This is a genomic window from Paraflavitalea speifideaquila (assembly GCF_032395985.1).
In the GTDB taxonomy this organism is placed as follows: domain Bacteria; phylum Bacteroidota; class Bacteroidia; order Chitinophagales; family Chitinophagaceae; genus Paraflavitalea; species Paraflavitalea speifideaquila.
This window is the reverse complement of record NZ_CP135920.1, coordinates 1,748,659-1,773,112: the sequence shown is the minus strand read 5'-3', so window position 1 is coordinate 1,773,112 and position 24,454 is coordinate 1,748,659. Positions and strand designations below refer to the sequence as shown.

General features: G+C 47.0%; 31 protein-coding genes and 3 pseudogenes. 18 read left to right on the top strand and 16 right to left on the bottom strand.

The annotated features are described in order from the left end of the window. Positions 1–124: 124 nt before the first annotated feature. The 12 genes and pseudogenes from RS881_RS12320 to RS881_RS12265 all read right to left on the bottom strand — a co-directional run. Positions 125–1,120: pseudogene (locus tag RS881_RS12320) on the bottom strand (SusD/RagB family nutrient-binding outer membrane lipoprotein); the annotation flags it as partial. After that, a complete protein-coding gene (locus RS881_RS59355; protein ID WP_350340116.1) occupies positions 1,114–1,338 on the bottom strand; it encodes a SusD/RagB family nutrient-binding outer membrane lipoprotein in 225 nt (74 codons plus the stop codon). The gene RS881_RS59355 and the pseudogene RS881_RS12320, both read right to left, overlap by 7 nt. Then, positions 1,314–1,517, bottom strand: a pseudogene (locus tag RS881_RS59350) (hypothetical protein); the annotation flags it as partial. The pseudogene RS881_RS59350 and the gene RS881_RS59355, both read right to left, overlap by 25 nt. Before the next feature lie 1,787 nt (positions 1,518–3,304). After that, on the bottom strand, positions 3,305–4,840 hold the full coding sequence (locus RS881_RS12305; RefSeq protein ID WP_315821341.1) for a TonB-dependent receptor plug domain-containing protein: 1,536 nt from the start codon (positions 4,838–4,840) through the stop codon (positions 3,305–3,307). 125 nt (positions 4,841–4,965) lie between these two features. Beyond that, a complete protein-coding gene (locus RS881_RS12300; protein WP_315821340.1) occupies positions 4,966–5,196 on the bottom strand; it encodes a hypothetical protein in 231 nt (76 codons plus the stop codon). 45 nt (positions 5,197–5,241) lie between these two features. After that, on the bottom strand, positions 5,242–5,502 hold the full coding sequence (locus RS881_RS12295; RefSeq protein WP_315824453.1) for a FecR domain-containing protein: 261 nt from the start codon (positions 5,500–5,502) through the stop codon (positions 5,242–5,244). Positions 5,503–5,665: 163 nt separating this feature from the next. Further along, positions 5,666–6,274 (bottom strand): FecR domain-containing protein, encoded by a 609-nt coding sequence (locus RS881_RS12290; protein WP_315821339.1) that lies wholly within the window; start codon positions 6,272–6,274, stop codon positions 5,666–5,668. A gap of 341 nt (positions 6,275–6,615) precedes the next feature. Next, complete coding sequence (locus RS881_RS12285; protein ID WP_315821338.1) at positions 6,616–7,164, bottom strand: RNA polymerase sigma factor; 549 nt, start codon at positions 7,162–7,164, stop codon at positions 6,616–6,618. Between the two features lie 135 nt (positions 7,165–7,299). Beyond that, positions 7,300–7,824 (bottom strand): MGH1-like glycoside hydrolase domain-containing protein, encoded by a 525-nt coding sequence (locus RS881_RS12280; protein WP_315821337.1) that lies wholly within the window; start codon positions 7,822–7,824, stop codon positions 7,300–7,302. Next, a complete protein-coding gene (locus RS881_RS12275) occupies positions 7,814–8,257 on the bottom strand; it encodes a hypothetical protein (RefSeq protein ID WP_315821336.1) in 444 nt (147 codons plus the stop codon). The genes RS881_RS12280 and RS881_RS12275 overlap by 11 nt, the downstream gene beginning before the upstream one ends. After that, complete coding sequence (locus tag RS881_RS12270) at positions 8,245–9,612, bottom strand: MGH1-like glycoside hydrolase domain-containing protein (protein WP_315821335.1); 1,368 nt, start codon at positions 9,610–9,612, stop codon at positions 8,245–8,247. Before RS881_RS12270 ends, RS881_RS12275 begins: the two co-directional genes overlap by 13 nt. Before the next feature lie 22 nt (positions 9,613–9,634). Continuing rightward, positions 9,635–9,910, bottom strand: coding sequence for a hypothetical protein (locus RS881_RS12265; RefSeq protein ID WP_315821334.1), 276 nt, complete (start codon positions 9,908–9,910; stop codon positions 9,635–9,637). A 145-nt stretch (positions 9,911–10,055) separates the two neighbouring features. Between RS881_RS12265 and fdhD the strand changes: the two genes are divergently transcribed. From fdhD to RS881_RS12235, 6 genes are all read left to right on the top strand, one after another. After that, positions 10,056–10,880 carry a formate dehydrogenase accessory sulfurtransferase FdhD gene (gene fdhD, locus RS881_RS12260; RefSeq protein WP_315821333.1) on the top strand — a complete coding sequence of 275 codons (825 nt, stop codon included), beginning with the start codon at positions 10,056–10,058 and terminating at the stop codon, positions 10,878–10,880. After that, on the top strand, positions 10,877–11,152 hold the full coding sequence (locus tag RS881_RS12255; RefSeq protein ID WP_315821332.1) for a hypothetical protein: 276 nt from the start codon (positions 10,877–10,879) through the stop codon (positions 11,150–11,152). Before fdhD ends, RS881_RS12255 begins: the two co-directional genes overlap by 4 nt. Before the next feature lie 171 nt (positions 11,153–11,323). Next, entirely contained in the window at positions 11,324–11,713 is a 390-nt protein-coding gene (locus RS881_RS12250; protein ID WP_315821331.1) for a hypothetical protein, read from the top strand. Next, positions 11,686–12,033 (top strand): hypothetical protein, encoded by a 348-nt coding sequence (locus RS881_RS12245; protein ID WP_315821330.1) that lies wholly within the window; start codon positions 11,686–11,688, stop codon positions 12,031–12,033. The genes RS881_RS12250 and RS881_RS12245 overlap by 28 nt, the downstream gene beginning before the upstream one ends. Continuing rightward, positions 12,014–13,183 (top strand): molybdopterin dinucleotide binding domain-containing protein, encoded by a 1,170-nt coding sequence (locus RS881_RS12240; protein WP_315821329.1) that lies wholly within the window; start codon positions 12,014–12,016, stop codon positions 13,181–13,183. The genes RS881_RS12245 and RS881_RS12240 overlap by 20 nt, the downstream gene beginning before the upstream one ends. A gap of 115 nt (positions 13,184–13,298) precedes the next feature. Then, positions 13,299–14,519 (top strand): IS4 family transposase, encoded by a 1,221-nt coding sequence (locus tag RS881_RS12235; RefSeq protein ID WP_315824452.1) that lies wholly within the window; start codon positions 13,299–13,301, stop codon positions 14,517–14,519. 245 nt (positions 14,520–14,764) lie between these two features. Here the strand turns inward: RS881_RS12235 and RS881_RS12230 are convergent, their stop codons facing one another. The 4 genes from RS881_RS12230 to RS881_RS12215 are packed head-to-tail and all read right to left on the bottom strand — an operon-like array spanning position 14,765 to position 16,323. Continuing rightward, entirely contained in the window at positions 14,765–15,187 is a 423-nt protein-coding gene (locus RS881_RS12230) for a hypothetical protein (protein ID WP_315821328.1), read from the bottom strand. Between the two features lie 11 nt (positions 15,188–15,198). Continuing rightward, positions 15,199–15,762 carry a YceI family protein gene (locus RS881_RS12225; protein ID WP_315821327.1) on the bottom strand — a complete coding sequence of 188 codons (564 nt, stop codon included), beginning with the start codon at positions 15,760–15,762 and terminating at the stop codon, positions 15,199–15,201. After that, positions 15,743–15,925: a YceI family protein gene (locus RS881_RS12220; RefSeq protein WP_350340210.1), complete on the bottom strand. Its 183-nt coding sequence runs from the start codon at positions 15,923–15,925 to the stop codon at positions 15,743–15,745. Before RS881_RS12220 ends, RS881_RS12225 begins: the two co-directional genes overlap by 20 nt. A gap of 35 nt (positions 15,926–15,960) precedes the next feature. Then, a complete protein-coding gene (locus RS881_RS12215; protein ID WP_315821326.1) occupies positions 15,961–16,323 on the bottom strand; it encodes a YceI family protein in 363 nt (120 codons plus the stop codon). Between the two features lie 138 nt (positions 16,324–16,461). On the opposite strand from RS881_RS12215, the gene RS881_RS12210 reads away from it, so the two are divergent. The 12 genes and pseudogenes from RS881_RS12210 (at position 16,462) to RS881_RS12150 (ending at position 24,449) form a co-directional block, all read left to right on the top strand. Then, a complete protein-coding gene (locus RS881_RS12210) occupies positions 16,462–16,833 on the top strand; it encodes a winged helix-turn-helix transcriptional regulator (RefSeq protein WP_315821325.1) in 372 nt (123 codons plus the stop codon). Next, positions 16,817–17,257: an AraC family ligand binding domain-containing protein gene (locus tag RS881_RS12205; RefSeq protein WP_315821324.1), complete on the top strand. Its 441-nt coding sequence runs from the start codon at positions 16,817–16,819 to the stop codon at positions 17,255–17,257. The genes RS881_RS12210 and RS881_RS12205 overlap by 17 nt, the downstream gene beginning before the upstream one ends. Then, positions 17,142–17,702 (top strand): helix-turn-helix domain-containing protein, encoded by a 561-nt coding sequence (locus RS881_RS12200; RefSeq protein ID WP_315821323.1) that lies wholly within the window; start codon positions 17,142–17,144, stop codon positions 17,700–17,702. The genes RS881_RS12205 and RS881_RS12200 overlap by 116 nt, the downstream gene beginning before the upstream one ends. Before the next feature lie 59 nt (positions 17,703–17,761). Then, a pseudogene (locus RS881_RS59345) lies at positions 17,762–18,579 on the top strand (cation diffusion facilitator family transporter). Next, positions 18,537–18,713: a hypothetical protein gene (locus RS881_RS12185; RefSeq protein ID WP_315821321.1), complete on the top strand. Its 177-nt coding sequence runs from the start codon at positions 18,537–18,539 to the stop codon at positions 18,711–18,713. The pseudogene RS881_RS59345 and the gene RS881_RS12185 overlap by 43 nt, the downstream one beginning before the upstream one ends. Before the next feature lie 82 nt (positions 18,714–18,795). Continuing rightward, on the top strand, positions 18,796–19,491 hold the full coding sequence (locus tag RS881_RS12180; protein WP_315821320.1) for a LytR/AlgR family response regulator transcription factor: 696 nt from the start codon (positions 18,796–18,798) through the stop codon (positions 19,489–19,491). A 465-nt stretch (positions 19,492–19,956) separates the two neighbouring features. Next, the gene (locus tag RS881_RS12175; protein ID WP_315821319.1) at positions 19,957–20,793 is read left to right on the top strand and encodes a CHASE3 domain-containing protein; all 837 of its coding nucleotides are present in this window, start codon (positions 19,957–19,959) and stop codon (positions 20,791–20,793) included. Continuing rightward, the gene (locus RS881_RS12170; RefSeq protein ID WP_315821318.1) at positions 20,678–22,156 is read left to right on the top strand and encodes an ATP-binding protein; all 1,479 of its coding nucleotides are present in this window, start codon (positions 20,678–20,680) and stop codon (positions 22,154–22,156) included. Before RS881_RS12175 ends, RS881_RS12170 begins: the two co-directional genes overlap by 116 nt. Before the next feature lie 237 nt (positions 22,157–22,393). Next, positions 22,394–22,519, top strand: a complete 126-nt coding sequence (locus RS881_RS12165; RefSeq protein WP_315821317.1) for a hypothetical protein — start codon at positions 22,394–22,396, stop codon at positions 22,517–22,519. 37 nt (positions 22,520–22,556) lie between these two features. Next, entirely contained in the window at positions 22,557–22,979 is a 423-nt protein-coding gene (locus tag RS881_RS12160) for a hypothetical protein (RefSeq protein ID WP_315821316.1), read from the top strand. A gap of 239 nt (positions 22,980–23,218) precedes the next feature. Then, the gene (locus RS881_RS12155; protein WP_315821315.1) at positions 23,219–23,803 is read left to right on the top strand and encodes a hypothetical protein; all 585 of its coding nucleotides are present in this window, start codon (positions 23,219–23,221) and stop codon (positions 23,801–23,803) included. Further along, entirely contained in the window at positions 23,685–24,449 is a 765-nt protein-coding gene (locus RS881_RS12150; protein ID WP_315824449.1) for an AAA domain-containing protein, read from the top strand. Before RS881_RS12155 ends, RS881_RS12150 begins: the two co-directional genes overlap by 119 nt. Positions 24,450–24,454: the final 5 nt, after the last annotated feature.

The following is a 24,454-nucleotide window of genomic DNA, read 5'->3' as shown; positions in this document are numbered from 1 at the left end:
TTGATGATGTTCTAAATGATCCAATACGCTGTTCCTTAGCTCAAAGCATGTTTACCTGTCAGTGGGCCCTTGAGGGGGTGAGCCGTTGGGTAAGAACGACTCACCCTGGTGGCTCTCCGTTCGTTTATGGCATATCCCACCAAACGCGGTTGTTCCAATCATCTTTGCCACCCATGCGTGTAATGGCTTCGCCGGCATTGGTCGCATTGAGCGATTTTTCGGAAATGGGATATTCCATGCGGCGCGGCATCTGCGTAGCATCTGAATATCCGCTTTTAAATCCTGAAGGCAATACGGGAAATCCGCTCCTGCGCACATTGGCATAGGCTTCGGGGCCATTTAAAAAGTATACGATCCACAATTGAGTATTGATCTGCTGTAGCTCTTTGCCGGGCGCCAGGGCATTATCGGCAATGAATTTGGTAATAGCAGCATCATCAATGGCCGGCGCATTGGGGTAAATGCTCAACTGCCGACAGGCTGCTGCCAGGCCACGTTTATAATGTTCTTCGGCACTTACGCCCAGTGTTATATTAAACCTGATAGAAGCATCAGCCAACAGGAGCTCTGTTTCGGCATAACCCAGGTGCAGGAAAGGGGCATTGGGCGCTATCAGCCAATTAGCTGCCTGTATAAACTGTTCGTTGTTTGATACGGGCACATTCTGTGCATCGGGTGTATTGATATAAATGGTATTCTGCCAGTTGTCCCATATAAAATCGGTGGGTTTAACACCAAAAGAACCTACCTGTGCTTTTACCTGCTCGGTAATATCAACGCGCTCGAAGGGCTTGAAAGCTTTGTCCAGGTAATTACGGGCCATGACATAGAAACGAGGATCATTGCTGTTTTGGAATTGGGCAATGAGGGTAGTAGTCATTCTGTAAGCAATAAAATCACCTTGGTTAAGGGCGGCTGATACACCATTGCCCCGCAAGTCGGTATAATCGTTCTGTACATCATCGTGCCTCAGCATGCAATTGTCATCAGCCGAGGCGATCACACCGGCCGCATAGGCTTTCTGTATTTCTTCTTTGGCTTTGGTGGGATTGCGTTTGGCCAGGCGCAGGGCCAGTCGTAAACGCAGGGAAGCGGTGAACTTCTTCCATTTGGCTACACTGCCTTTGTAAAAGCATCATTGCTCACCACATCCTGTCCTTCATTGAATTTGGTGGCGGCAGTATCCAGCTGCTTGAAAAAGTCGGTATAAATATCTTCCTGCTTATCATATTTGGGAGAGGCTTTTCTTTTGAATAAGCACTGGAGGCCTCTGAATAAGGAATATCCCCATAGATATCCGTCAGGCGTGCAAAGAGATACACTTTCATTACCCGGCACATGCCATTGAGGTTTTTGGCGGTGCTCACGTTGCGGGTACGCTCTTCGGCATCCAGGATATTTTTTATTTCATTCACATAGTTATCTTCCCACAACAGGGAGGAAAAGCGTTCTTGTTTGATGTAGAATTGTCCATACTGGTTGGCCCAGGCGCCACCCAGGTGCCCCACCAGCGGCATGGTAAGAATGATGTTCAGCCTTTCCTGCACATTGAGGTCGCCGGAAAATTTTTGTTGTGCATAGCCCAACTGGATCGAAGGATCGAGGTTGGAAGACTTGGTAGGGTCGGTATTGATGTCGCCAAACTTTTTACAGGATGTTACCAGCACCACTGCCAAAGCTATTAAGGATATATATTGTTTCATAACAGTTGTATTGGGTGAGGTAGATTTAAAACTTTACGTTAAGGTTAATACCCCAGCTTCTGCGTCCAGGCAGGGAACCATATTCCAATCCTTGTCCATTGCCATTGTTGTAATTGGAATCGGGGTCAATATTGGGTACGTTTTTATGGATGATGAAAGGATTGCGGCTCACTACTGAAAGGGAGATGCCTTGTGCGCTTATTTTCTTCGACAACCTGGAAGGCAGGGTATAGGAGATCACGATCTCGCGCATTTTGATATAACTGGCATCATAGATAAAAGGAGGTGCAATGCCTTTATCATCGCCATAATAGCCGGGCCAATAGGTATTGGGATCTACGGGTTTGGTGTTGGCGCTGTAGATGGGTTTGCCTGATGCATCGGTACCCGTTTGCACCACACCCTGGGGCACATATCCTTTGGCATTGCCCGATGCCAGCCATTCATCGAGGGGTTTACCAGCAGCCAGCCTGGCTTCTTCGGATTGGATCCATTCTTTGCGGCCGGCCAGGGTCATCTTGTGCTGACCACGGGTTACAGCAAAAAGGTTGGTCATCGAAAACAGGTCGGCACCTGTTTTAATATCAATTACAGCCGTAAGGGAAATATTTTTGTAGCGGAAAGTATTGGTTAAACCGCCTGTCCAATCCCAGGTACCTTTACCAACCGGCACGCGCTCATCGCTGGCCAGTGGTTGCAGGGTTACGGGATCAAGTATCGCTTGCCCGTCGGGTGTGCGCTGATAATCGTATCCCAACATGGTGCCATAGGGCATATTGGGTTGGGCTATGACGGAAATGCCCAGCCACCTGGCTTCAGAGAGGGTGATAAAAGAAACACTTTCGGCCAGGGATTTTACAGTATTCTTATTGTGAGCGGCATTGGCAGCTACCTCCCAGGTAAAGTTTTTGGTAACCACTGGTTTGCCAGTTACCAATACCTCTACGCCGGTATTCTGGATGGTACCAGCATTAATGACCTGTGTGGCAAAGCCACTGGAGAAAGGCGTGTTTACGTAGTTGATCTGGTCCCTGGAAGTTTGCGTATACCAGGTAAATTCAAGACCAAGCCTGTTGTTGAGAAACCGCATATCGGTACCCACTTCAATGCTGCGGGTGCGGGTGGGCAGGAGATCTGCATTGGGATTGGCCGGATTGAAAATAGAACCTATAACGGTACCCGACGGTTGCAGGCTATGCAAGCCATAATTAAGGCTCAACTGGTAAGGGTCCACATCATTGCCCACCTCGGCAGCAGAAGCCCGTATTTTCAGGTAATCGAGGAATTTGCTTTTCAGCTCCAGGGCATCACTCACTACAAAGGAAGCACCCAGGGATGGATACCAGTAGCTGTTGTTTTTGGATGGCAGGGAAGAGGAAATATCCCTTCTGATGGTGGCATCGAGGAAGAGGTAGCCATGATAACCCAGGCTTAGGGTAGAGTAAAAAGAATTGGTGCGTTTCCGGATATTTGTTTCGGTGACAGTATTGGTTTTAAAACTGTTGAAAGCTACTGCATCAGTTACCACCATATTGGTGCCTACTTTAGCACTGCCGCGGTTGCGGTAAAACTCCATGCTGCCCCCAATATTAACCGACCCATCAAGCTGCCCCCACTTCTTCTTCAAGGTCATCAATACATCGGCTGATGTAAACGAAAACCGGGTATCGGTACCATCCAGGCGGCCCGTAAGCGCGCCGGGGGTGGTAGGGGGGACTGAACCGCTGAAAGCCCAGGAAGGTAAAATCATTGTTGATCCTACCTTGCAGGGAGAGCCAATAAGTAGGGTTGTAGTTGAGCTGAATAATGCTCATCAACCTGTCTTTGCGGGTAATATTGCTCATGCGGTTGATGACCCAATAAGGATTGAGGTGATATTGACCTCCACCCCACTCTACATAGTTACCAAACTGGTCCTGGTAGCCTTTTTCAAAAACCTTTTGGTCAACATTATTGGCCAGGCCTACGAAATTGAAACCAATATTGCTGGGATCATCCGCCAGTCCGGGCCGGTTCTTTACATATTCATTCATGTAAGTGGCCCTGACATCAATATTTAACCGGGTGCCTATTTTACTCGTTCCGCGCAGGGTAAAGGTGTTGCGGTTGATATAGCTTTTGGGTACAATATCATTGTTGTACAGGTTGCTGTAAGAAAACCGGAAGGTGGTTGTTTCATTGCCACCGGTGAGGGATATATTATTGGCAAAGGTGGAACCGGTGCGGAAGAAGTTCTCAATATTGTTTTTCACCAATCCATATGGAGCAGTACTGCCGTCAAAAGCAGGTATGGAAAGATTGGGATCGAGCTTGGCGCCAAAATTAGAGAACAAGGTATTCCGCGATACCAACTGACTGGTAGGGATACTGCCGCTCATGCCTTGTCCATATTCATACTGATTATCACTGGCCCTGGTGAGCAGGGTTTCAATAGTGGCCGTGGAATTAATCTCTATGCCCAGGCTTTTGCGTACAGCGCCTTTGCGGGTGGTGATCATGATCACCCCATGGCCAGCCCGGCCTCCGTAGAGGGCCGAAGCTGCGGGGCCTTTCAACACTGAAATAGATTCAATATCATTGGGGTCAATGGCCGAGATCGCATCGCCCAGGTCAAAACCCGAAGCATATTTATCACTACTGGAAGCGCCATAATTGGAATTATCCATAGGCACCCCGTCTACAACATACAGAGGTTGGTTGGTACCGGTTATATCTGTATTGCCTCGTATCAATACTTTGGCTGCACTACCGGGACCACCGGCCGTATTGCTGATGATCAATCCGGGTACGCGGCCGGCCAGGGTATTGATCACATTGGGATCGCGGGCTTTGTCAATATTCTCGCCTTTCACTTCGCCAATGGCATAACCAAGGGCTTTCTTTTCTCTTTTAATACCCAAAGAAGTAACGACTACTTCATCGAGGCTTTTAGCAGAAGAAATTAAACTTATGGTAGCCTGCTGATCGAAAGATTGCACCACCACCATTTTATCTTCAAAGCCTACGCTGGTGAAAACCAGTCGTTGCTGCAACTGGGCAGGCACTTCAAATACACCATCCTTGTCAGATGCCACGGTGATCTTCAGACGTGGGTTGCTGATACTTGCCAGGGGAATGGCTTCACCTTGTTCATTCACTACTTTGCCCCGGTATACAGTATTGACCTCATTGCCCGAAGTACTTATTGATTTTACAGTAACGGTATTGTTTTTGAGCTGATAGGTAAAGCCTGCCAGTGAACATACCTTATCGAGCAGGTCTTTTAAGCGGTAATTGGCAGTTTGCAGGGTGATCTTTTAGTAAGATTGATCTTGCCTGCATCATAGGCAAAACGAACGCCGGCTTTTTGGGTAATTTCATTGAATACCTTTTCTACGGGAACATCGGTAAAGCCAATTTGTACCATTTGGCCCTCTTGTGATAAGCCCAGTAAGGGCAAGAGTGAAATTAAAAGCAAGGCAGTTCCTTTGAGCAAAGTAGTCACTTTGCCCACAGCATTTTCGTGTAGGTCATAAGCAGTATTGTTTAAGCGGCCCGGTTAAAAGGCGATGTTGACTGTTTGGTTGTGGATCGTGTATTTTAGATCATAGGTAAATTCCAGCGATGATAAAATTGATTCCAGTTGGTCGGCCTTGAATTCTCCTGTAAAACTGATGTCCTTCTTATCATTGTCAAAGACCAGTTTTTTATCAAAGTATTCTTCGATGATATTCCTTACCTGTTCCCAGTTGGCATTTTTGAAAATGACCATTCCTTTGGTCCAGTTCACCAGTGCATTCTGATCAAAAGTTGATTTCACCAATTCCTGTTCAGTATGATAAATACCTTTTCATAGGGCACCAGGTGAATGGGCGACTGTCCTTCCACTTCTACCCTTACCTTGCCCGTGAGGAGGGATACTGTAGTGGGGGCTTTATTGGAAGATTGGTGGATATAAAAAGAAGTACCCAGGGCCGTAGTGCTTACCTTACCGCTGATGACGGTAAATGGTTTATCGGCATTTTTGCTACCTGGAAGAAAGCGGTTCCATTCAACAATACTTCCCGTCTGGTATGGTTAAAGCCTGGTGTAATGCTAATGGAGGAATTGCCATTCAGGATCACGGTACTGCCATCGGGCAATGCAACCTGCCTGATATTCTTTTGGGTAGTAGCAAAAGCCACAAAATCCTTCAGGGGTGTAGTTTGCCTGACGGTTTGCCTGAAATACCAGGTGCCTGCCAGCAATATAATTACCGCTGCTGCAGCCGCCCAGGCATAACGCAGCCGTGACCGCTTGCCGCTCACAGCAGAGATCACTTTTACCCGGTCGCCATTGTCCGCTTCCGCTCTACTGATCAGCTGTTTTAACTTCGCCCGTTCTTCCTCTTTATTGATATTGACTGGTTTATATTGATCACGCAGGGCAAAGAACAGGGTTATGGCGCGGTTGATCTCCTGCTCTTGTACCAGGCCGGCATCCCGCCTGTTTTGCCATAAGCTGGCATCGGCTTCATTGTTGCGAAGCAGGTAGTTTACAAAGGAGGGATCGGATAGATAATCTTCAGCGGTATAATTCTTAAAGTCAGCCATACAAAGGGTTACAGGGGTAAAAAGGGTTGCCTACGCCGGCAAATCATTACCCTGTATATATAAGATACATAGTAGGGGAGTTTTTACCGTGGATTGGGGATAATTTTTTAATCGCAGATTGTGCCGATTTGGGCGGATTGCACAGATTAGATGCAAATGGCGGCAGTTCGTGAATCGGCAGTCGGCAATCGGCAGTCGTTTGCTTCGAGGGGAGGCATGAGGGCAGCCGTGACACCTTTCGTCCGCATCGCCAGGAAAGGTGCCACCTCTCTCCCAATAAAGGTGAGTCACCCTGCAGCCCCGCATAGCAGCGCAGCAGGGTGGCCCACCTTTTTACCGCTTTATTTATCAAATATCTTCTTCAGGGCTTTGATGCTTTCGTGGATGCTGTTGTAAACGGTGCGGACTGATATATTCAATTGAAGGGCTATATTTTCATAGCTCATTTCTTCTATGAACCGCAGTTTGATCAGTTCTTGCTGCCGGTCGGTGAGGTGGCTTAAAAGCGCGGCTGTTTGTTGTTTGAGTTGTTCATATTCCTGCAGTTCAATGAGTGTTTCTTCTACTGAAGCGGTGGAGGCCAGGAAATCATCTGCCACTACCTGTAAAGGCACCAGCTTTTTTCCTTGCTGCTTTAAGCGTACCAGTTTGTTTTTGTAACAGGTAAAAAGATAGGCCTTGGGGTGGGTAACTTCAGGCAGGCGGAGACGGTTGTTCCACAAGGCGGCAAAAACCAGGTTGATGGCATCTTTACTATCGTCGGCATTACTACAAAGCCTTAGTCCATATTGCAGTAATTCATCATAATACTGGTTGTACAGGGTATACAAAGCACTTTCATCACCATTTCGCAATTGGTTCCATAAAGCAGTATTAGTTGATGGCGTCATATTGTGGACCTGCGCCCAATGTAATAATTTCTGCCATTAATTGCAAAAAGTCGTGATGAGAGGTGACACCTTTCGTTTGCGACGCAAGTGAAAGGTGTCACCTCTCATCAGCTGCGAGTTCGCAGCTTGTACTCCTTATGGATTTTCGTTTTTCATGATAATGAGGTTGGCCACCAAACCTGTCCAACCCGTTTGGTGCGAAGCACCCAGCCCTTTACCACTATCACCATGAAAGTATTCATGAAACAGGATAAGGTCTTTAAAATGGGGATCTGTTTGCATTTGTTCCTGGTTGCCAAATACGGCCCTCCTGCCCTGCTCATCACGCAGGAATATTTTCAACAGGCGGTTGGCCAATTCCGTACCTACTTCTTTTAATGAGCGGTAATGGCCCGAAGCAGTAGGATATTCGATCCTGAAATCATCGCTGTAGTAAAAATGATATTTGCGCAGGCTTTCAATCAACAAAAAGTTCATGGGCATCCAGATGGGGCCCCGCCAATTGGAATTACCGCCATACATATCACTATCACTTTCACCAGGTACATATTGTACCTGTAGCGCTCCACCATTAATATGTATGCTATATGGTTGCTCACCATATTTTTTCGATAGTGAGCGGATACCATATTCGCTTAGAAATTCTGTTTCATCCAGCATACGGCTCAGGAGTCTTTTTCATGCGATGGCCCCTTAGCAGTCCCAATAGGTGCACATCGCCCTTGCCTTCTTCAAACCAACGCGATACCAGCAGGGCCAGGTCGGGCCGGTGATCCAGGAACCATTGCATCCGTTCGGCAAATACCGGATTGTTTTTCAGCGTTTCTTCCGTGATCACTTCCACTGCAAATAAAGGGATCAGCCCTACCATGCTTTTCACCTTCAGCTTTACAATGCCTTTATTGTGTACCCGCACCTGGTCGTAGAAAAATTCATCTTTTTCATCCCACAAACCGGTATGCCCTTTACCCATGCTGGCCATGGCGCCTGCTATATACAGGAAGTGCTCAAAGAATTTAGTGGCCATGCCCGTATATGCCTTATTGTGGGTAGCCAGTTCTAAAGAGATGTGCAGCATATTCAAGGCATACATGGCCATCCAGCTGGTGGCATCCGCCTGTTCAATGGTCGCGCCTTCGGGCAGGGGGCACTTCTGTCAAACACCCCAATATTATCCAGTCCCAGGAATCCACCTTCAAAGATATTGCTGCCCTGGCGGTCTTTCCGGTTTACCCACCACGTGAAATTGATGAGTAATTTATGGAATACCGATTCCAGGAAGGCATAGTCCTTCCTGCCTTTGGCCCGGGCATCCTGGCGGAAAACGCGGTACACCGCGCCGGCATGGATGGGCGGATTGGCATCGCCAAATGACCATTCATAAGCTGGCAACATACCCGATGGGTGCATATACCATTCTTCCGTAAGCAATTGCAACTGCTCTTTGGCAAAATCGGGATCTACCATACCCAGGGTAACACAATGGAAGCCCAGGTCCCAGGCAGCATACCAGGGAAACTCCCATTTATCGGGTACAGATAAGATATGCTCATTGTTGACCTGTTTCCAATCGGCATTGCGTCCTTTCCATCTTTCCGCCGGCGGCTGGGGCATGGCGGGGTCACCATCCAGCCACTGTTGTACCTTATAAGAATAAAACTGTTTGTTCCACAACATACCGGCTATGGCCTGCCGGTGTACCAATTTTTCGTCTTCATTTTGAATAGCATGTTGCAGGTGGGCAAAGTAGCCATTGGCTTCATTGATCCTGTCCGTAAAGATCCTGTCAAAATGATCAAAAGGCTGTTCTGCTTTTTGATCCCCCAGCCGAAGCCTGATGGTATGCGACTGTCCGGCTGCAATGGAAATATCAAAATCAATGGCTGCTTTGGTGCCCTCCATGGCGGGGTTTACCGAATCGGTGGCATGTACAATATGATCCGCTATGCCATCCTTAGGCCAGGCATGTTTGTTATCATAATTGTATAAGCGCCGCGTATTGGTTTCATTGTCACAAAAAAGCGTTCTGGCATTTTCCTCAAAATGCAAATACGAAACGGCCAGGTCTTCATGCGAGATGCCAATGCTGTTTTCCCCTACCTGGTACAAGGCCGGTTTATAATCCTGCCTGCCCCAGCTCCAGGTATTGCGAAACCATACCGTGGGTAATACATGCAAGCTCGCATCTACCTGCGCGCGGTTGTGGATCGTTATCCTGATCAGGATATCGTCTGTACCCGCTTTGGCATACTCCACCACTACATCAAAATATTTATTGTCGTTGAAGATGCCCGTATCCATCAATTCAAACTCTTCTTCCTGTTTAGTACGACGGGCATTTTCCCGCACCAGCCAGTCATAAGGAAATTCCTGCTGCGGATACTTGTACAGCATTTTCATGTAGGAGTGCGTAGGCGTGGCATCCAGGTAATAGTACAGCTCCTTCACATCTTCTCCATGGTTACCCTCCTTATTGTTGAGGCCAAAAACGTTCTTTGATCAGGGGATCTCTTTTATTCCACAAGGCCAATGCAAAACACAACAATTGTTTCTCATCACTGATGCCGGCAATCCCTTCTTCACCCCAGCGCCAGGCCAGGCTGCGGGCCATATCGTGCGTAGTATAATTCCAGGCATCACCATTGGCGCTGTAATCTTCCCGTACAGTACCCCATTGCCTGTCGGATACATACGATCCCCATCTTTTCCAGCCGGACTGTTCTAAACGGTGTTGTTCTGCATTCATGGTATTTCTTTATTGAGCTGCGAGCTTCGGGCAACGAGCTATAAGCCATTTGATTAGAGCTATACAAGAATGTCCTAACAAAGATAAGTGCCTAAGGTTGAAGTCTTAAAATAGCGGTACCTTTCAGGTATAATAAAATGCTTATATGGAAATCCAGGCAGTAACCACCTTAACTATCCGGAAAGTACAGGCCGGACAGGTAGTGGAAGCCGATGACAGGCTGGCCATTGAAGAACCGCTGGAACTGCAACTGCTGTATGGCCCCGAACCTTTGTCGAGAAATGTGGCTATTACCATGCGTACACCTGGTAACGATGAAGAACTGGCCGCAGGTTTCCTGTTTACCGAAGGGATCATTCAAAACTGGCAGCAATTAGCCGCTATTCAACCCGTATTGCCCGGCATGAATACCGTGCGGGTGCATTTACAAGCTGATTATCTACCCCGGTTGGAAAAAGCCGACCGCAACTTCTATACCACCTCCAGTTGTGGCGTTTGTGGCAAAACAAGTATCGATGCTATTAAAACCGTTTCCCCTTTCGACCCTATCTCCACAGACCTGCTAATAAGTGATGAACTATTACATGGCTTGCATGAACGGCTCTTAGCGCAGCAAGCCATATTTGATCATACCGGTGGGTTGCATGCCGCCGGCCTGTTTAACGCTGATGGTGAACTGTTGCTGTTGCGCGAAGATGTAGGCCGGCACAATGCACTGGACAAGTTAATTGGTGCCGCTTTGTTGCAAAACCAGTTGCCACTCAACCAGGCTATTCTGTTATTAAGCGGACGTGCCAGTTTTGAGCTCATTCAAAAAGCAGCCATGGCCGGCATAAAAGTGGTGGCGGCTGTGGGTGCTCCTTCCAGTTTGGCAGTGAGCCTGGCGCAGGAATATGGTATTACACTGATTGGCTTCCTGCGGCAGCAACGATTTAATATTTATTGTGGTAGCGAAAGGATAATTATATGAACGAAGAAACAGTACCCATACCCGGTGCAGAGAACCCGGATATCTTTACCGGCTTAAAGCTGGGCAGTGTTAAAACCAGTGCCGCCGGTATGCCGGCTGTATTGAACAGTTTCAAACAGGTATTTGGCGAAGCAGGCGTACTGCGGGGATTAAAAGCGTTAAGCCACCTGAATCAAAAGGTGGCTTTGACTGTCCCAGTTGCGCCTGGCCCGATCCGGACGATGAGCGCAGCGGCATTGCCGAATATTGCGAAAATGGCGCCAAGGCCGTAGCAGAAGAAGCTACAGCCAAAAAACTGACGCCGGATTTTTTTGCGCAACACGCCGTACAGGAATTGGGTTTGCTGACTGATTTTGAGATCGGCCGCAAGGGGCGTATCGCCCAACCCATGTACCTGCCCAAGGGAGGCACCCATTACCAACCCACCACCTGGGAGGCTGCTTTTGAAAAAAATAGCCACTACCCTTCAATCATTGGCATCACCCAACGAGGCCATTTTCTATACTTCGGGCCGAACGAGTAACGAGGCTGCTTTCCTGTACCAGTTGTTTGTGCGGGCTTATGGTACCAATAACCTGCCCGACTGCAGCAATATGTGCCATGAAAGCAGCGGTGTGGCCCTGGGCGAATCATTGGGCATTGGCAAGGGATCGGTAAAGTTGGAAGATTTCTATGAAGCAGAGGTGATCATGATACTGGGGCAAAATCCCGGCACCAACCATCCCCGTATGTTAACCGCCTTGCAAAAGCCAAGGCTAACGGAGCGCAGATCATTTCCATCAATCCCCTGCCCGAAGCGGGCCTCATGGGTTTCAACAATCCACAACAATTAAAGGGCTTGTTGCACATGACCGTTCCCCTTACCGATCTGTACCTGCCGGTAAAGATCAATGGCGATATGGCCTTACTGCTGGCCGTGGAAAAATTATTACTGCAAGCCGAAGAACAAGCACCCGGTACTGTATTTGACCATGATTTTATCAAGGCCAATACGGTAGGCTACGACGCTTTTGTGCAGCACTTGCAACAGCAAAACATGGAAGAGCTGGTACAGGCTGCAGGAGTTGACCTGCCGCAAATACAGGCCCTGGCACAGTTGTTACAACACAAAAAAGATCATCGCCTGCTGGGCCATGGGTCTTACACAACATAAGAATGCGGTAGACACCATTAAAGAGCTGGTCAATTTATTATTGCTTAAAGGCAGCATTGGCAAAAAAGGCGCCGGCACCTGTCCCGTACGTGGACATAGTAATGTGCAGGGCGATAGAACCATGGGCATTTACGAACAGCCTTCGGCCCGCTTTCTTCAATCCATCAAAGATCAGTTTGGTTTCGACCCGCCACAGGCGCATGGCTGGGACGTAGTAGCTGCCATTAAAGCCATGTATGCCGGTGATGGCAAAGTATTTATTGCCATGGGTGGCAATTTTCTATCGGCCACCCCGGATACCTTGTATACGGCAGCGGCCCTGCAAAAATGTTTATTAACAGTGCATGTATCAACCAAATTGAATCGCAGTCACCTGATACATGGCCAGGAAGCACTGATACTCCCCTGCCTGGGCCGCAGCGATAAAGACCTGCTGAACCAGGAGGAGCAATTTGTAAGTTGCGAAAACTCCATGGGTGTTATTCAATCGTCCAAAGGGGTATTGACGCCCATCTCCGATCACCTGCTTAGTGAACCGGTAATCGTATGCCGGCTGGCCAAAGCCACGCTGGGCAACCGCAGTACGGTGAACTGGGACAAATACCTGCAGCATTATGACCATATAAGGGATGATATAGAACGCACCATTCCCGGTTTTGATCAATACAACCAACGGGTGCGTATACCAGGCGGCTTTTACCTGCCCAATTGCAACCGCGAAGGCAGTTTCAATACCGCCAGTGGCAAGGCACATTTCAATATGGCTATTCCTCAATCCATTACCCTGCAACCAGGCGAGTTGCTGATGATGACCATACGCAGCCACGACCAGTTCAACACGACCATCTATGGATTGGATGATCGTTACCGGGGTATTTACCACGAACGCCGGGTGATACTCATGAACCAGGAAGATATCCATCAACAAGGATTGGAAAATGGCGCCATCGTAGACCTATTCAATTACCATGATGGTGTAGAAAGAGTCGCCCACCGTTTCATTGTCGTACCGTATGCTATCCCCATGGGTTGTACCGCTACTTACTTTCCCGAAACGAATGTACTGGTGCCCATTAACAGCGTGGCCGATAAAAGCCATACGCCTACATCCAAGCTTGTGGTGCTACAGGTGAGGAGGAGTGGGTTGTGAATCGGCAGTCGTGAATCAATGTCGTTTAGTTAATGCTCGAAGCATTCGAAATGCAATAAATTAAAAGTTCTTTGACAATTGGTTGTAATTCAATTGTGGGCGTTATTTTTGGGATATAGATTATAGGGGCTGTTTAAACGATCCAACTCCTTTAATCGATTTTCGGGAAAATTGTATTGATGACGTAATTCAAACCATAGAAGATGAGAAATTTGTTGAAAGAAGCCGTTCGAAAGACGGCGGAAATGGATTTTCCCGTAAACGAAAATTACACTTCATAGATCTAATAACATTACTTACGCAAGGACTAAGCCGCTCTATACAACGGGAACTCAATAGCTTCTACCAGAAGATCAAATCAAAGGATTTTAGTATACAACATGTAACCAAGGGTGCTTTTAGCCAAGCACGGGTGAAGTTAAAACCTGAGGCATTTATTGAGTTGAATCAGGTTGGCATCAGATCCTTCTATAAAAACGCGCCTTACCTGACCTGGCGAGGATGGCGATTGTTGAGCATAGATGGCAGTACTATAGTATTGCCTAAACATAAAACAGTAACGGAGGAGTTCGGCATTACCAATTTTGGCCCACAGGCATCCTCACCCCAAAGTGTAGCGAGGATATCGATGCTGTATGATGTATTAAACTTTACCACATTGGATGCCTGTATAGATCGCTATGATGTACCAGAAACAAAACTGGCCCGCAAACATTTAGGGCAGGTAGAATCAGGAAAAGATCTGCTGATCATGGACAGAGGATATCCGAGCTTGGCGTTGCTTTTTGAGTTAAAGATGAAGGGCATCGATTATTGTATTCGAATGCGGGATGATTGGTGGCTGGAGGTGAGGAAGATGTTACATGAAGGGGAAAAGGATAAAGAAGTCACATTTAAATTACCAGCAAATCATAATGACCTGCTCAGTCAATATAACACCAATGACCGGGAAATAAGATGCCGATTAGTAGTGATAGAATTGCCAGATGGAAGCCGGGAAGTGCTTTGTACATCTGTACTGGATAATCAAAAACTTCCATACGAGAACTTTGGGGAATTATATAATTATCGATGGAATATTGAGGAAGGTTATAAACTGTACAAATGCCGGCTTCAATTTGAATCTTTCTCTGGCAAAACTGCCATTGCAGTCAAACAGGACTTTTATGCCAAGGTATTCATGATGTCTATGATGGCAGTGTTAGCCTTCCCACTGGAGGAAAAGCTAAAGCAAGAACAAGCGCAGGGTAGAAGAAAACATCCTCATAAAATAAATCGCACCAATGCCCTGGCTATGGTCAGGAAATTGCCCATAAATTATTCATTGAAAAGATGATCAGGCCTGCATTAGCAGCCTTTGATAAAATATTAAGGGTAACGACCGAAATCATCCGGCCCAAAAGAAAAGCGCCCAGAAAAAAACGCACCAAGAAACCTCCTGCTATGAATTACAAACAATTGTAGCTAACTTAACGACATTGAGTCGTGAATCGTGAATCTTTTGACTCGAAATAATTGTGACACTAAAAAGGCTGCCCTTGATGGAGCAGCCTTGTATAAGTTTAGATTACGTGATAAAGATCATGCACCCGCGGGCTTATCATAATCCTTTGTAACCTGCTGAATGAATAAGGGTTTCAGTGTAAACCAGGCCAGTGCCGGGAAAAAGTGCATGGGCACCGCCAGGCCGGGAAATAATTCCGGCATTTCAGCTTCCAGGGGCAGTCTATAGGCCAGGGGCATTAAAATGCTGGCAAAGCTCAGGATGGTAAGCAAAAAATTGAATACGATCTCCCCTTTGCTTTTTAATAACTTGTACAAGAGCCAGTACCCTACTGCCGCCAATACCCCACCCAATAAGGATGCCGCGATGATAGAAGTAGCAGCAGCTACGGTAGAGAAATCAACACCTAATGAATCGTGATACACCTTGGCATAGATCAGGGATGCTGCTCCGGCCAATGCACCAGATACGAGGCCCAACAAAAATGCTCTTTTAAACATGTGGGTACGTTTTATTTTTTAGTTACAGGCACGTACACTTCCAGCTTGATCATAGCCGCTGCTCCTGTAGCTGGTTTACCAATACCAAAATCGCTGCGGTTCACATTGAAAGTTCCGGAGAATACAGCATCATTGCCCTTAGGTACAAAAGTAAAAGGAATGGTTACCTCTTTCTTTACCCCACGCATTTCCAGGGTACCGGTTGTTTGCCAGCCACTGCCTGCTTTGCTGATCTTGGAAGATTTGAATACGATCTGAGGATATTTTTCAGCATCAAACCATTCAGCTCCCTTGGCATGTTTGTTCTGCATACCATTGCCTGTATTAATAGAAGCAACATCTATTGTTACATTGAATGTTGAAGCTGCCAGGTTTTGCTCATCAAATACAATAGATCCGGCAAAGGTTTTGAATATGCCCGAAGCATCTTCGCCCGAGAACTTAATACTGTAATCTTTTTGATATCCCAGCTCTTGGCTATGGAGAAGGCAAACACTGCTGTAAGTGCCAGCAGTGTTGCGAATGATAAAACTATTTTTTTCATCTAGTCCCTGATTAGTCTTTAATGAATTCAAAATCGCCATTGAGGGTTACTTCATCAGCTAAAGCAGCTGTGGGGAAACCGGTAGCTATACCAAAATCTGAACGTTTGATAACGCCAGTAACTTTAAAGCCTACCATTTCTTTTTTGCTTTGTGGGTTAACTGCATTTCCTACATGCGTAGCATCCAGTTCAATTTTCCTGGTAACACCATGTAAAGTAAGATCGCCGGTTACTTTATAGGTCTTGGCGCCTGTCTTTTAAACGAAGTGCTTTTGAAAGTCAATTGGGGGAATTTGGCGGCATCAAAGAAATCAGCACCTTGTAAGTGCTCATCACGCATTTGATTGTCGGTATTGATGCTTTTCACTTCGGCAGTCAATTCTACCGTTGCATCAGCAAAATCAGCACCAGGATTGGTGAGGGTAATTTTGTAATCTTTGAAGCTGCCATTAAAGGTAGCAATACTCATGTGGGTTACACTGAATCCAAACCTGGAGTGTACACTGTCACTCTTCCAGGTGCTTGCCATAGGCAGGGCGAAAGACATCATCGCAATAGCGGCTACAACTGTAATTGCTTTAAACTTGAACATTGGGTGATTTTTATTGTTTTTAATGAAGCTTCTTCTCTTTTACGGTACAAAAATAATTACCTTTACTATACAAAAGTAAGCACTATACAAAAGTATACCGGTATATTTTTGTATAGCAATATACAAAATTCCCCAAATATGTCCACTTTTGAAAAAGAGTTAAAAAATGTTAAAAGTTGTTCCTCGGAATTCATCCTGGCAGTGAATGACACACTCAATGTATTGAGTGGCAAATGGAAATTGCCCATTATCGGAACTTTATTATTTGGTAAGAAACGCTTTCGGGAAATGGAACGTTGCATACCCAATATTACAGCTCGTATGTTATCAAAAGAATTAAAAGAGCTGGAATTAAATGGAATGGTAAAACGTACCGTATATGATACCATACCGGTAAGTGTGGAATACGAGCTTACCAAATCGGGCAAATCGCTTACCCTGGTACTGGACAGTATGGCCGTTTGGGGCTTGCGGCACCGGAAGATTGCCATGAATGGCGAAAAAGTATAACCAGGCCATGCCTTCCCGCACTTCCATACCTACCTATTCCCTGCGTGAAAGAAGCACCTGCGGCGTTGAACTCCTCCGCGCCGATCACCACACCGCTGGCGAACCTACCGCCCACGCCGCCCACCGCGATGAACATTATGTATTGATCTTCCAGGAAAAAGGGCGCAGCAGGATCATGGTCGATTTTGAAAAGATCACCGTCAAAGGGGCCGCTGTTTTAACCATTTTACCAGGCCAGGTACACCAATCATTAGCGGCCCAGGAAAATACCATCGCCTGGTTTATAGCCCTGGATGTATCCTGGATGAATGAAAGCTTTCGCGCTGTATTCCAAAACTCCCCACCAAAAAGCCCCCATACCCATTGCTGCCCCTGCCATACCTCCATTAAAATCCTGTATCAACGCCCTACGGCAGGTATATGAAAGCCCCGCTCACACACCCTTTCATGAACATACCTTACGATCACTCACCGATGCCTGCATCAGCTTGTTTGCCGCCGCCTACCTGCAACAGGAACAACCGGGTGAACGTACAGACAACCGTACTGATATTATTACCCGGCAGTTCAGGAGCTTGCTACAACAGCAATTCAAGACCATGAAAAGTCCTTCGGCTTATGCCGCCGCCCTGAACATCTCTCCCGCTTACCTGAATGAGGTGATCAAACAAAGTACTGGTTTTCCCGTAAGCCATTGGATACACCAGGAGATCATCCTGGAAGCCAGGCGCATGCTTTATTACACCGACAATACGGTAAAAGAAATTGCCCACCTGCTGGGTTATGAGGACCATACCTATTTTACCCGCCTCTTCAGCAAAATAACCGGCCTGTCGCCCCTGGCTTTCCGGCAGAAATACCGCAAATAGTCCAACCTTTTCCGGGATGCGGGCATTGCCCGGTCAATCCTTTGTTGTCACTTTGCAGTATGAAACACCACCATCATTCAACCCATACCCATGAGCAGGGTTCCTGCACCCACACAGATCATGCACAAGGGGCCTCCCTTCATATTCACCCCGTGGTGAAAAATATGCGGGTAGCACTTATACTCAACGTACTATTTACCATCATAGAATTTATTGGCGGCTTGTATACCAATTCCATTGCCATCCTTTCCGACGCTATTCACGACCTGGGAGATAGCATCGCGATTGGCGCTGCACTGGTGTTGGAAAACAATCGGAACAAGGCCGTACCTCCACCTTCAGCTATGGTAAAAGAAGGTTTTCTACCCTGGCCGCCTTTCTTACCTCTTTAATACTGATCGTAGGATCGGTAATGATCTTAACGGCGGCCATACCCCGCTTCTTTGTGATCGAACCCGTAAAAACAACCGGCGTATTGTGGCTGGCGGTAGCGGGTATCCTGTTTAATGGCCTGGCCATTCTACGCCTGCGCAAAGGCAAGCACCAATCCTTAAACCAACGGGCTGTGATGTTGCACCTGTTGGAAGATGCATTGGGATGGATTGCTGTATTGCTGGGCGCCATCATCATGTACTTTACCCAATGGTATTGGATCGACCCCTTGCTATCCATAGGCATTGCCCTGTTTGTTTTTTACAATGCCGCCCGGAATATCATCGCCACTTTAAAGATCTTCCTGCAGGCAGCGCCTGCCTCAGTAAATGCCCAGGCCATTATAGCCGAACTTATAAAACTGCCGGAAGTAAAGGGGTACACGATGTACACTGCTGGAGTATGGACGGTGAAAAGAATATCCTGTCATTGCACCTGGTGGTGAACCCTACCCTGGACATGCCAGGCATTAGCAAACTATTGCAAAGCGCCCGTGAAATTACGGCGGCTCAAAATGTGCAGCATCCCACCATACAGGTAGAAATGGATGGCAGCCCCTGTAACCTGGTGAATTGTTAACCAAAAGGTCTTACATCATTTTTGCAGGCAGGTAATACGAAAGGTCCAAGGTCAATTGCAGCTAAATAGGTATATTTATTATATGAACTGCCTGATCATTGATGATAATAAAATAGCCAGAACTACACTTAAACAATTGGCCAGCCAGGTAAACGACCTCACAGTTGTAGCCGAATGCAGCAATGCCATGGAAGCCTGGAACATTATTCAGGAACAGCCCGTACAATTATTACTGCTGGATATTGAAATGCAAGGCATGAGTGGCCTTGAACTCACCCGCAACCTGGGCAACAAAAGGCCCGTCATTGTATTTACCACTTCCAAAAAAGATTATGCAGCTGAAGCCTTTGAATTGAATGTGGCCGATTACATTGTAAAGCCCGTCACACCGGCCCGTTTTGTACAGGCTATTGACAAAGTGCGGGAAATATTGGACAGTGGCAAGGAGGAGGTCAGGTATACAGACGATGCCTTTTTGTTTATCAGGGATTCCAATATTGTACGGCGCCTTAGCCTGGATGATATTTTTGTATGCAGAGGCCATGGGCGACTATGTAAAACTACATACCCCGGGAAATTCTATGCCATTCATACCACACTGAAAGCGGTAGAGGAACGATTACCGCCCGGCAAATTCCTGCGCGTACACCGCTCTTATATCGTAGCTGTGAGCAAGATAGAAACCATTCAGGATGGCGCCCTCATTGTCAACGGAAAACCCCTGCCCGTAGCCGACGCCTATCGCAGCGCCCTCAATAAACGGATGAATATCTTGTAAGGCTATGAGGCAACAAGGCATCGAGGCAACGAGGCAACGAGTCCTTCAGACTTCCGGACTTTCCCGACTTCCGGTCTTTCAGACTTCCGGTCTTCCGGACTTTCCCAACTTTCCCAACTTCCCAACTTCCCACCGACTGCATTTCCCCATTCAACGACTCATTTTTCCCCGCCATCGTGTAGCACTTTTGGGCTATGGCAATTAGCTGCAATTTTACAGCAGCAAGTACAACAAAATATACACACAGTTCTTTATCTATTTTTCATAAGCAGTTAGTTTTGGTTACGGCCCTGGTTTCCACCGGGGCCTGTTTTTTTACACATGAAAACAATGCTGACCATATTATTTATCGCCGACACCTTTTTACTCATTGGGTTGGCCCTGTCTTTCCTGAAAACGATGGACAAGGGCAGGCATAGCTAAGGATCACCCTTTTGAACTACATTAGTATAATATTTACCAGCAATGACCAGTAAAAGAATCATTTATTATATACTGGCTGCCTTTATTGCGGGCAACTTACTGCTGATCTATCTGCAATATAATTCTGCCAAAAACATCAATGGCCTCATCACCGGCAATGAACGGCTAATGGACGAATTCAAGGTCGACAATGAATTACGCGCCCTGGAGATGAGCGTACATGCCATCGAAAATGGCGTATTGCACACCATTAGTACCAGGGATACCGTCAACCTGGTAGGGATCGAGCGACAGGTAGTCGAAGTGGAAAAGGAGCTGGGCATGTTGCAAAAGATCAATGATGACGACAGTTCCGTAAAGTTTATTGATCAACTGGATGCATTGGTACGCCAAAAGCTGGCCATCAGTCATCAGGTGCTGGATACCTTTCACCAGGCGGGCAAAGTAGCTGCGGAAGCCGTATTTACCACCCCTCAAAACAGGCAGTTGACGCTTGACATTGCGGCTACAGCCCATAAGATAGACAGTAGCCGGCAGCAACTGCTGTCCACCTTAACAGATGCCATCGACAAAAATGGCCAGCAGGCCCGTACCTCCGGTATGGTGCTCATTGTGCTGGTACTGATCAGTGGTACTATCCTCTTTTGGTTCATCATCAACCGCATAGGCCAACAAAACCAATTGATCCTTCAGCTCGATGCTTCGGAAAAGGAAGTGCGGGAGGCAGCAAGGATAAAGGAAAACTTCATGGCCAATATGAGCCATGAGATACGAACCCCCCATGAATGCCATCCTGGGCTTTACCAGCCTGCTGCAAAAACGCGAGCTGGACACTGTTTCAACCGGGTATGTACAGGCCATCCAACGATCGGGCGATAGTTTACTCACCATCATCAATGACATCCTGGACCTTTCCAAAATAGAGGCCGGTATGATGCGCATTGAGCCCACCCCCTTCAGTGTGCGGGAACTGCTGTATTCAGTAGAAACCATGTTCCTCGAAAAAGTAAAGGAAAAAAACCTTCAGCTGATCACCGGGGTCGAAGAATCCGTACCCGATACCCTCAATGGCGATGCCACCCGCCTCACCCAGGTACTGGTGAACCTGATTGGCAATGCAGTTAAGTTCACACAGAAAGGAACCATCAGCGTTAACATCCATAATGAAGGTATCCAGCAAAACAGCATATCGCTGGGCATCACGGTAAGTGATACGGGCATTGGTATTGACCAGGATAAACTGTCCGGCATTTTTGAACGCTTCCGCCAGGCAGAGGATTCCATTACCCGCAAATATGGAGGTACAGGCCTGGGACTTTCTATTGTAAAAGACCTGGTTGAATTGCAGGGAGGGTGGATCACCGTAAGCAGCGAACCAGACAAAGGAAGTAGCTTCCGGCTGATGATCCCTTATAAAATAAGCCACGAAACCATCAACAACCAACACCGGTGGAATAACACCCCGTTAAAGAATACCGTTCCCGAACATATCCGGATACTGGTAGTGGAAGACAATGAGATCAACCAACAGTTGATGAAACATTTGCTAGGCTATTGGGAACTGCCCTACGATATGGCCGGCAATGGGAAAGAAGCCATCGAAAAACTACAGCAGCAGGCATACGACCTGATCCTGATGGATATTCAGATGCCCGGTATGGACGGCTACACCACTACGGCGCAGATACGCCATACCTTACAATTGAATACCCCCATCATTGCCATGACGGCCCATGCGCTGGCAGGAGAAAGAGAGAAATGCCTTAGCGCCGGTATGAATGAATACATTTCCAAACCCATCCATGAAGAAGAGCTATACAGACTCATCATCAAGTTTACAGGCAACCAGCATACACCTGCGGTGCCCGCCAAAAAGCCGCCCTATGAACATACCCCGGCTGCCTACCGGCATATCCACCTGGGTTATATGCGCGAGGTGAGCAATGGCAACAAAGAGTATGAGAGAACAGTTACGGAACAATTCCTGGAAATGATACCCGAAGACCTGAAGAGCCTGGAACTGGCCTGGAAAAGAAAGGACTTTATTATGATCCGCGTATTGGCCCACAATATGAAAACATCCGTATCTGTCATGGGCCTCACAGAAAAACTGCAACCTTACCTCGATATTTTGGAGCAGGAAGACGCCGATGAAGAAACCCTCTGGAACAATATCAAAGCCGTACAGCATGTTTGCATCCCCGCATTGAAAGAAGCCCGCCACTTTTATACTACTTTGTAACCTGCACAATGCATACACTTGTACAGCTACACCATTGATAAATGCCCTTCCACACACCCTTTTGATTTCATTAACAATCACCCTAAGCAGGTTGCAGTAAGCATACTTTACTATAACAAATGATTTAGGCCTGGCCAACGATCCATTTAGCCTGTTGGCCGAGCGGCGCATGGGAAGCCACCCTACCGGGAGTAGCTTTATACCACAATTTAATTATTACCATTAAAATATTGTAAGATGAAAACAATAATGATCGCCGCTATAGCCATGATGCTCACAGCAGCCGTTTATGCACAAGCTCCATCCGACATTGCCGCTGTAAAAGCGATATTAAACAAACCACCAAAGAAGAAACCACCATAAAAAAGAAAAGAGAGCCGAAAAGAAAGCCCTGCGCAAAATGGAAGGCAAACAAGCCAGTTACCAATCCAAACAACAATTTGATCAGGATTTTGGGATGATGGACAATGTATCCTGGAAACGTACCAATTATTTTGACGAAGCTACTTTTACCAAAGAGGGTCATACCATGACCGCTTTCTATGATTATCAAAACCAACTGGTGGGTACTACCGAAGTAAAAGCAATGACCGGCCTGCCCGCTGTAGCGCAAAAAACCATCAGCAATAAATACAAAGATTATACAGTCCAGAAAGTGATCTTATTTGATGACAATGAAGACAATGATACGGATATGTTATTGTACGGCCATCAGTTTGACGATGCAGACAACTATTTCGTAGAACTTCAAAAAGACACTAAAACCATTGTTGTACAGGTAGACCTGCTGGGAGGTGTAACCTACTTTACCAATATGCACTAAAAAAGCAAGAATTTGCCGGAACAAAGGTGGGCCAGGCTGCAGCGCTGCATCTGCCGGGCAGCAGCCAGGTATATTTCTATGGCATCAACGATTTTGGCAAATAAAATATTTCTTACTGGTATACTTTGCATAGAAGGTTAATTTGTGGTATTTCAGCAGCCTTCCCGGTAAAAACGGGGAGGCTTTTTAGGTACTGGCAGCCCTTTTAAGCTTTATTTTATACATATTACCTTTGCGCTATGGAATATTTCAAAAAGCTACAGGAGCTACTGAAAATTGAGCAGGAAGAGGATAAAAAGCTTTACCAGCAACAGGCTACAACCCTTTCCGTAATTGAACGACGGTCCTATGGATTAACCTGGTATCCCATTGCCATCCGCGATACGGAAATGACCCGGGGTGACTACCTGAGTGTGGAAGTGGAACGCACCACCCACCAGGATATCGTACACCAGTTGCGCTTTGGTGCGGCTGCCGCCCTTTTCTCCAACCACAATGCCAAAGACGACCGCGTAGAAGGCGTGGTTACCTGGCAGGGCGGTAACAAACTGAAGATCACTTTACGTACGGATGAACTGCCCGACTGGGCACGTGATGGGAAACTGGGCATCGACCTGTTGTTTGATGACAACAGTTATGAGGAAATGCAAAATGCCCTGAAACAGGCCATTGTGCACAGTGAGAAAAAAAGAAGAGGGCCGTTTAATACAAATACTTACAGGTGCCCAATCCCCCGGCTTTCAGACCGATATTTTTGCCTATCCCATTCCACGCCTAAATATTTCCCAGCAGGAGGCGGTACACAAAATTGTAGCCGCCAATGAACTGGCCATTGTCCATGGCCCTCCCGGAACCGGCAAAACCACTACCCTGGTACAGGCCATCAAAGCTCTCATCAAACAAGAGCCGCAGCAGGTACTGGTGGTAGCGCCCAGCAATGCCGCTGTAGACCTATTAAGTGAAAAACTGGCCGATGAAGGACTCAATGTACTGCGCGTAGGCAACCCGGCACGGGTATCAGACAAGTTAGTGGCGCTGACACTCGACAGCAAGGTAACCGAACATCCTGGCACCAAAGAAATAAAGCGCCTTAAAAAACAGGCCGCCTCTTACAAGGATATGGCCCATAAGTACAAGCGCAATTTTGGTAAGGCCGAACGCGAACAGCGCAAAGCCCTCTTCGATGAAGCCCATAAGATCATGAGAGAAGTGGAGCAAACAGAGCAGTACATTACCAACGACCTGCTGGCCAAAGCCCAGGTGATCACCGCTACCCTGGTGGGCGCCAACCATTATACCGTTCGCCACCTTAAATACAAAACCGTAGTGATCGATGAAGCAGGACAGGCCCTGGAGCCTGCTTGCTGGATACCCATCCTGAAAGGACAAAAACTGGTACTGGCTGGCGATCATTGTCAGCTGCCGCCTACCATCAAAAGCAATGAAGCAGCTCAAAAGGATTGGCAGTAACTCTA

Coding starts and splice junctions, on each gene's coding strand:
- RS881_RS12265 (WP_315821334.1), bottom strand. CDS start 9,910: ATGAATGCAGAACAACACCGTTTAGAACAGTCCGGCTGGAAAAGATGG.
- RS881_RS12205 (WP_315821324.1), top strand. CDS start 16,817: ATGGCGAAAAAGTATAACCAGGCCATGCCTTCCCGCACTTCCATACCT.
- RS881_RS12245 (WP_315821330.1), top strand. CDS start 11,686: ATGGGTTTCAACAATCCACAACAATTAAAGGGCTTGTTGCACATGACC.
- RS881_RS12230 (WP_315821328.1), bottom strand. CDS start 15,187: ATGTTTAAAAGAGCATTTTTGTTGGGCCTCGTATCTGGTGCATTGGCC.
- RS881_RS12170 (WP_315821318.1), top strand. CDS start 20,678: ATGAGATACGAACCCCCCATGAATGCCATCCTGGGCTTTACCAGCCTG.
- fdhD (WP_315821333.1), top strand. CDS start 10,056: ATGGAAATCCAGGCAGTAACCACCTTAACTATCCGGAAAGTACAGGCC.
- RS881_RS12200 (WP_315821323.1), top strand. CDS start 17,142: ATGAAAGCTTTCGCGCTGTATTCCAAAACTCCCCACCAAAAAGCCCCC.
- RS881_RS12215 (WP_315821326.1), bottom strand. CDS start 16,323: ATGTTCAAGTTTAAAGCAATTACAGTTGTAGCCGCTATTGCGATGATG.
- RS881_RS12275 (WP_315821336.1), bottom strand. CDS start 8,257: ATGTATGCCTTGAATATGCTGCACATCTCTTTAGAACTGGCTACCCAC.
- RS881_RS12280 (WP_315821337.1), bottom strand. CDS start 7,824: ATGCTGGATGAAACAGAATTTCTAAGCGAATATGGTATCCGCTCACTA.
- RS881_RS12165 (WP_315821317.1), top strand. CDS start 22,394: ATGAAAACAATAATGATCGCCGCTATAGCCATGATGCTCACAGCAGCC.
- RS881_RS12285 (WP_315821338.1), bottom strand. CDS start 7,164: ATGACGCCATCAACTAATACTGCTTTATGGAACCAATTGCGAAATGGT.
- RS881_RS12185 (WP_315821321.1), top strand. CDS start 18,537: ATGGACGGTGAAAAGAATATCCTGTCATTGCACCTGGTGGTGAACCCT.
- RS881_RS12255 (WP_315821332.1), top strand. CDS start 10,877: ATGAACGAAGAAACAGTACCCATACCCGGTGCAGAGAACCCGGATATC.
- RS881_RS12160 (WP_315821316.1), top strand. CDS start 22,557: ATGGAAGGCAAACAAGCCAGTTACCAATCCAAACAACAATTTGATCAG.
- RS881_RS12155 (WP_315821315.1), top strand. CDS start 23,219: ATGGAATATTTCAAAAAGCTACAGGAGCTACTGAAAATTGAGCAGGAA.
- RS881_RS12175 (WP_315821319.1), top strand. CDS start 19,957: ATGACCAGTAAAAGAATCATTTATTATATACTGGCTGCCTTTATTGCG.
- RS881_RS12210 (WP_315821325.1), top strand. CDS start 16,462: ATGTCCACTTTTGAAAAAGAGTTAAAAAATGTTAAAAGTTGTTCCTCG.
- RS881_RS12180 (WP_315821320.1), top strand. CDS start 18,796: ATGAACTGCCTGATCATTGATGATAATAAAATAGCCAGAACTACACTT.
- RS881_RS12240 (WP_315821329.1), top strand. CDS start 12,014: ATGGGTCTTACACAACATAAGAATGCGGTAGACACCATTAAAGAGCTG.
- RS881_RS12290 (WP_315821339.1), bottom strand. CDS start 6,274: ATGGCTGACTTTAAGAATTATACCGCTGAAGATTATCTATCCGATCCC.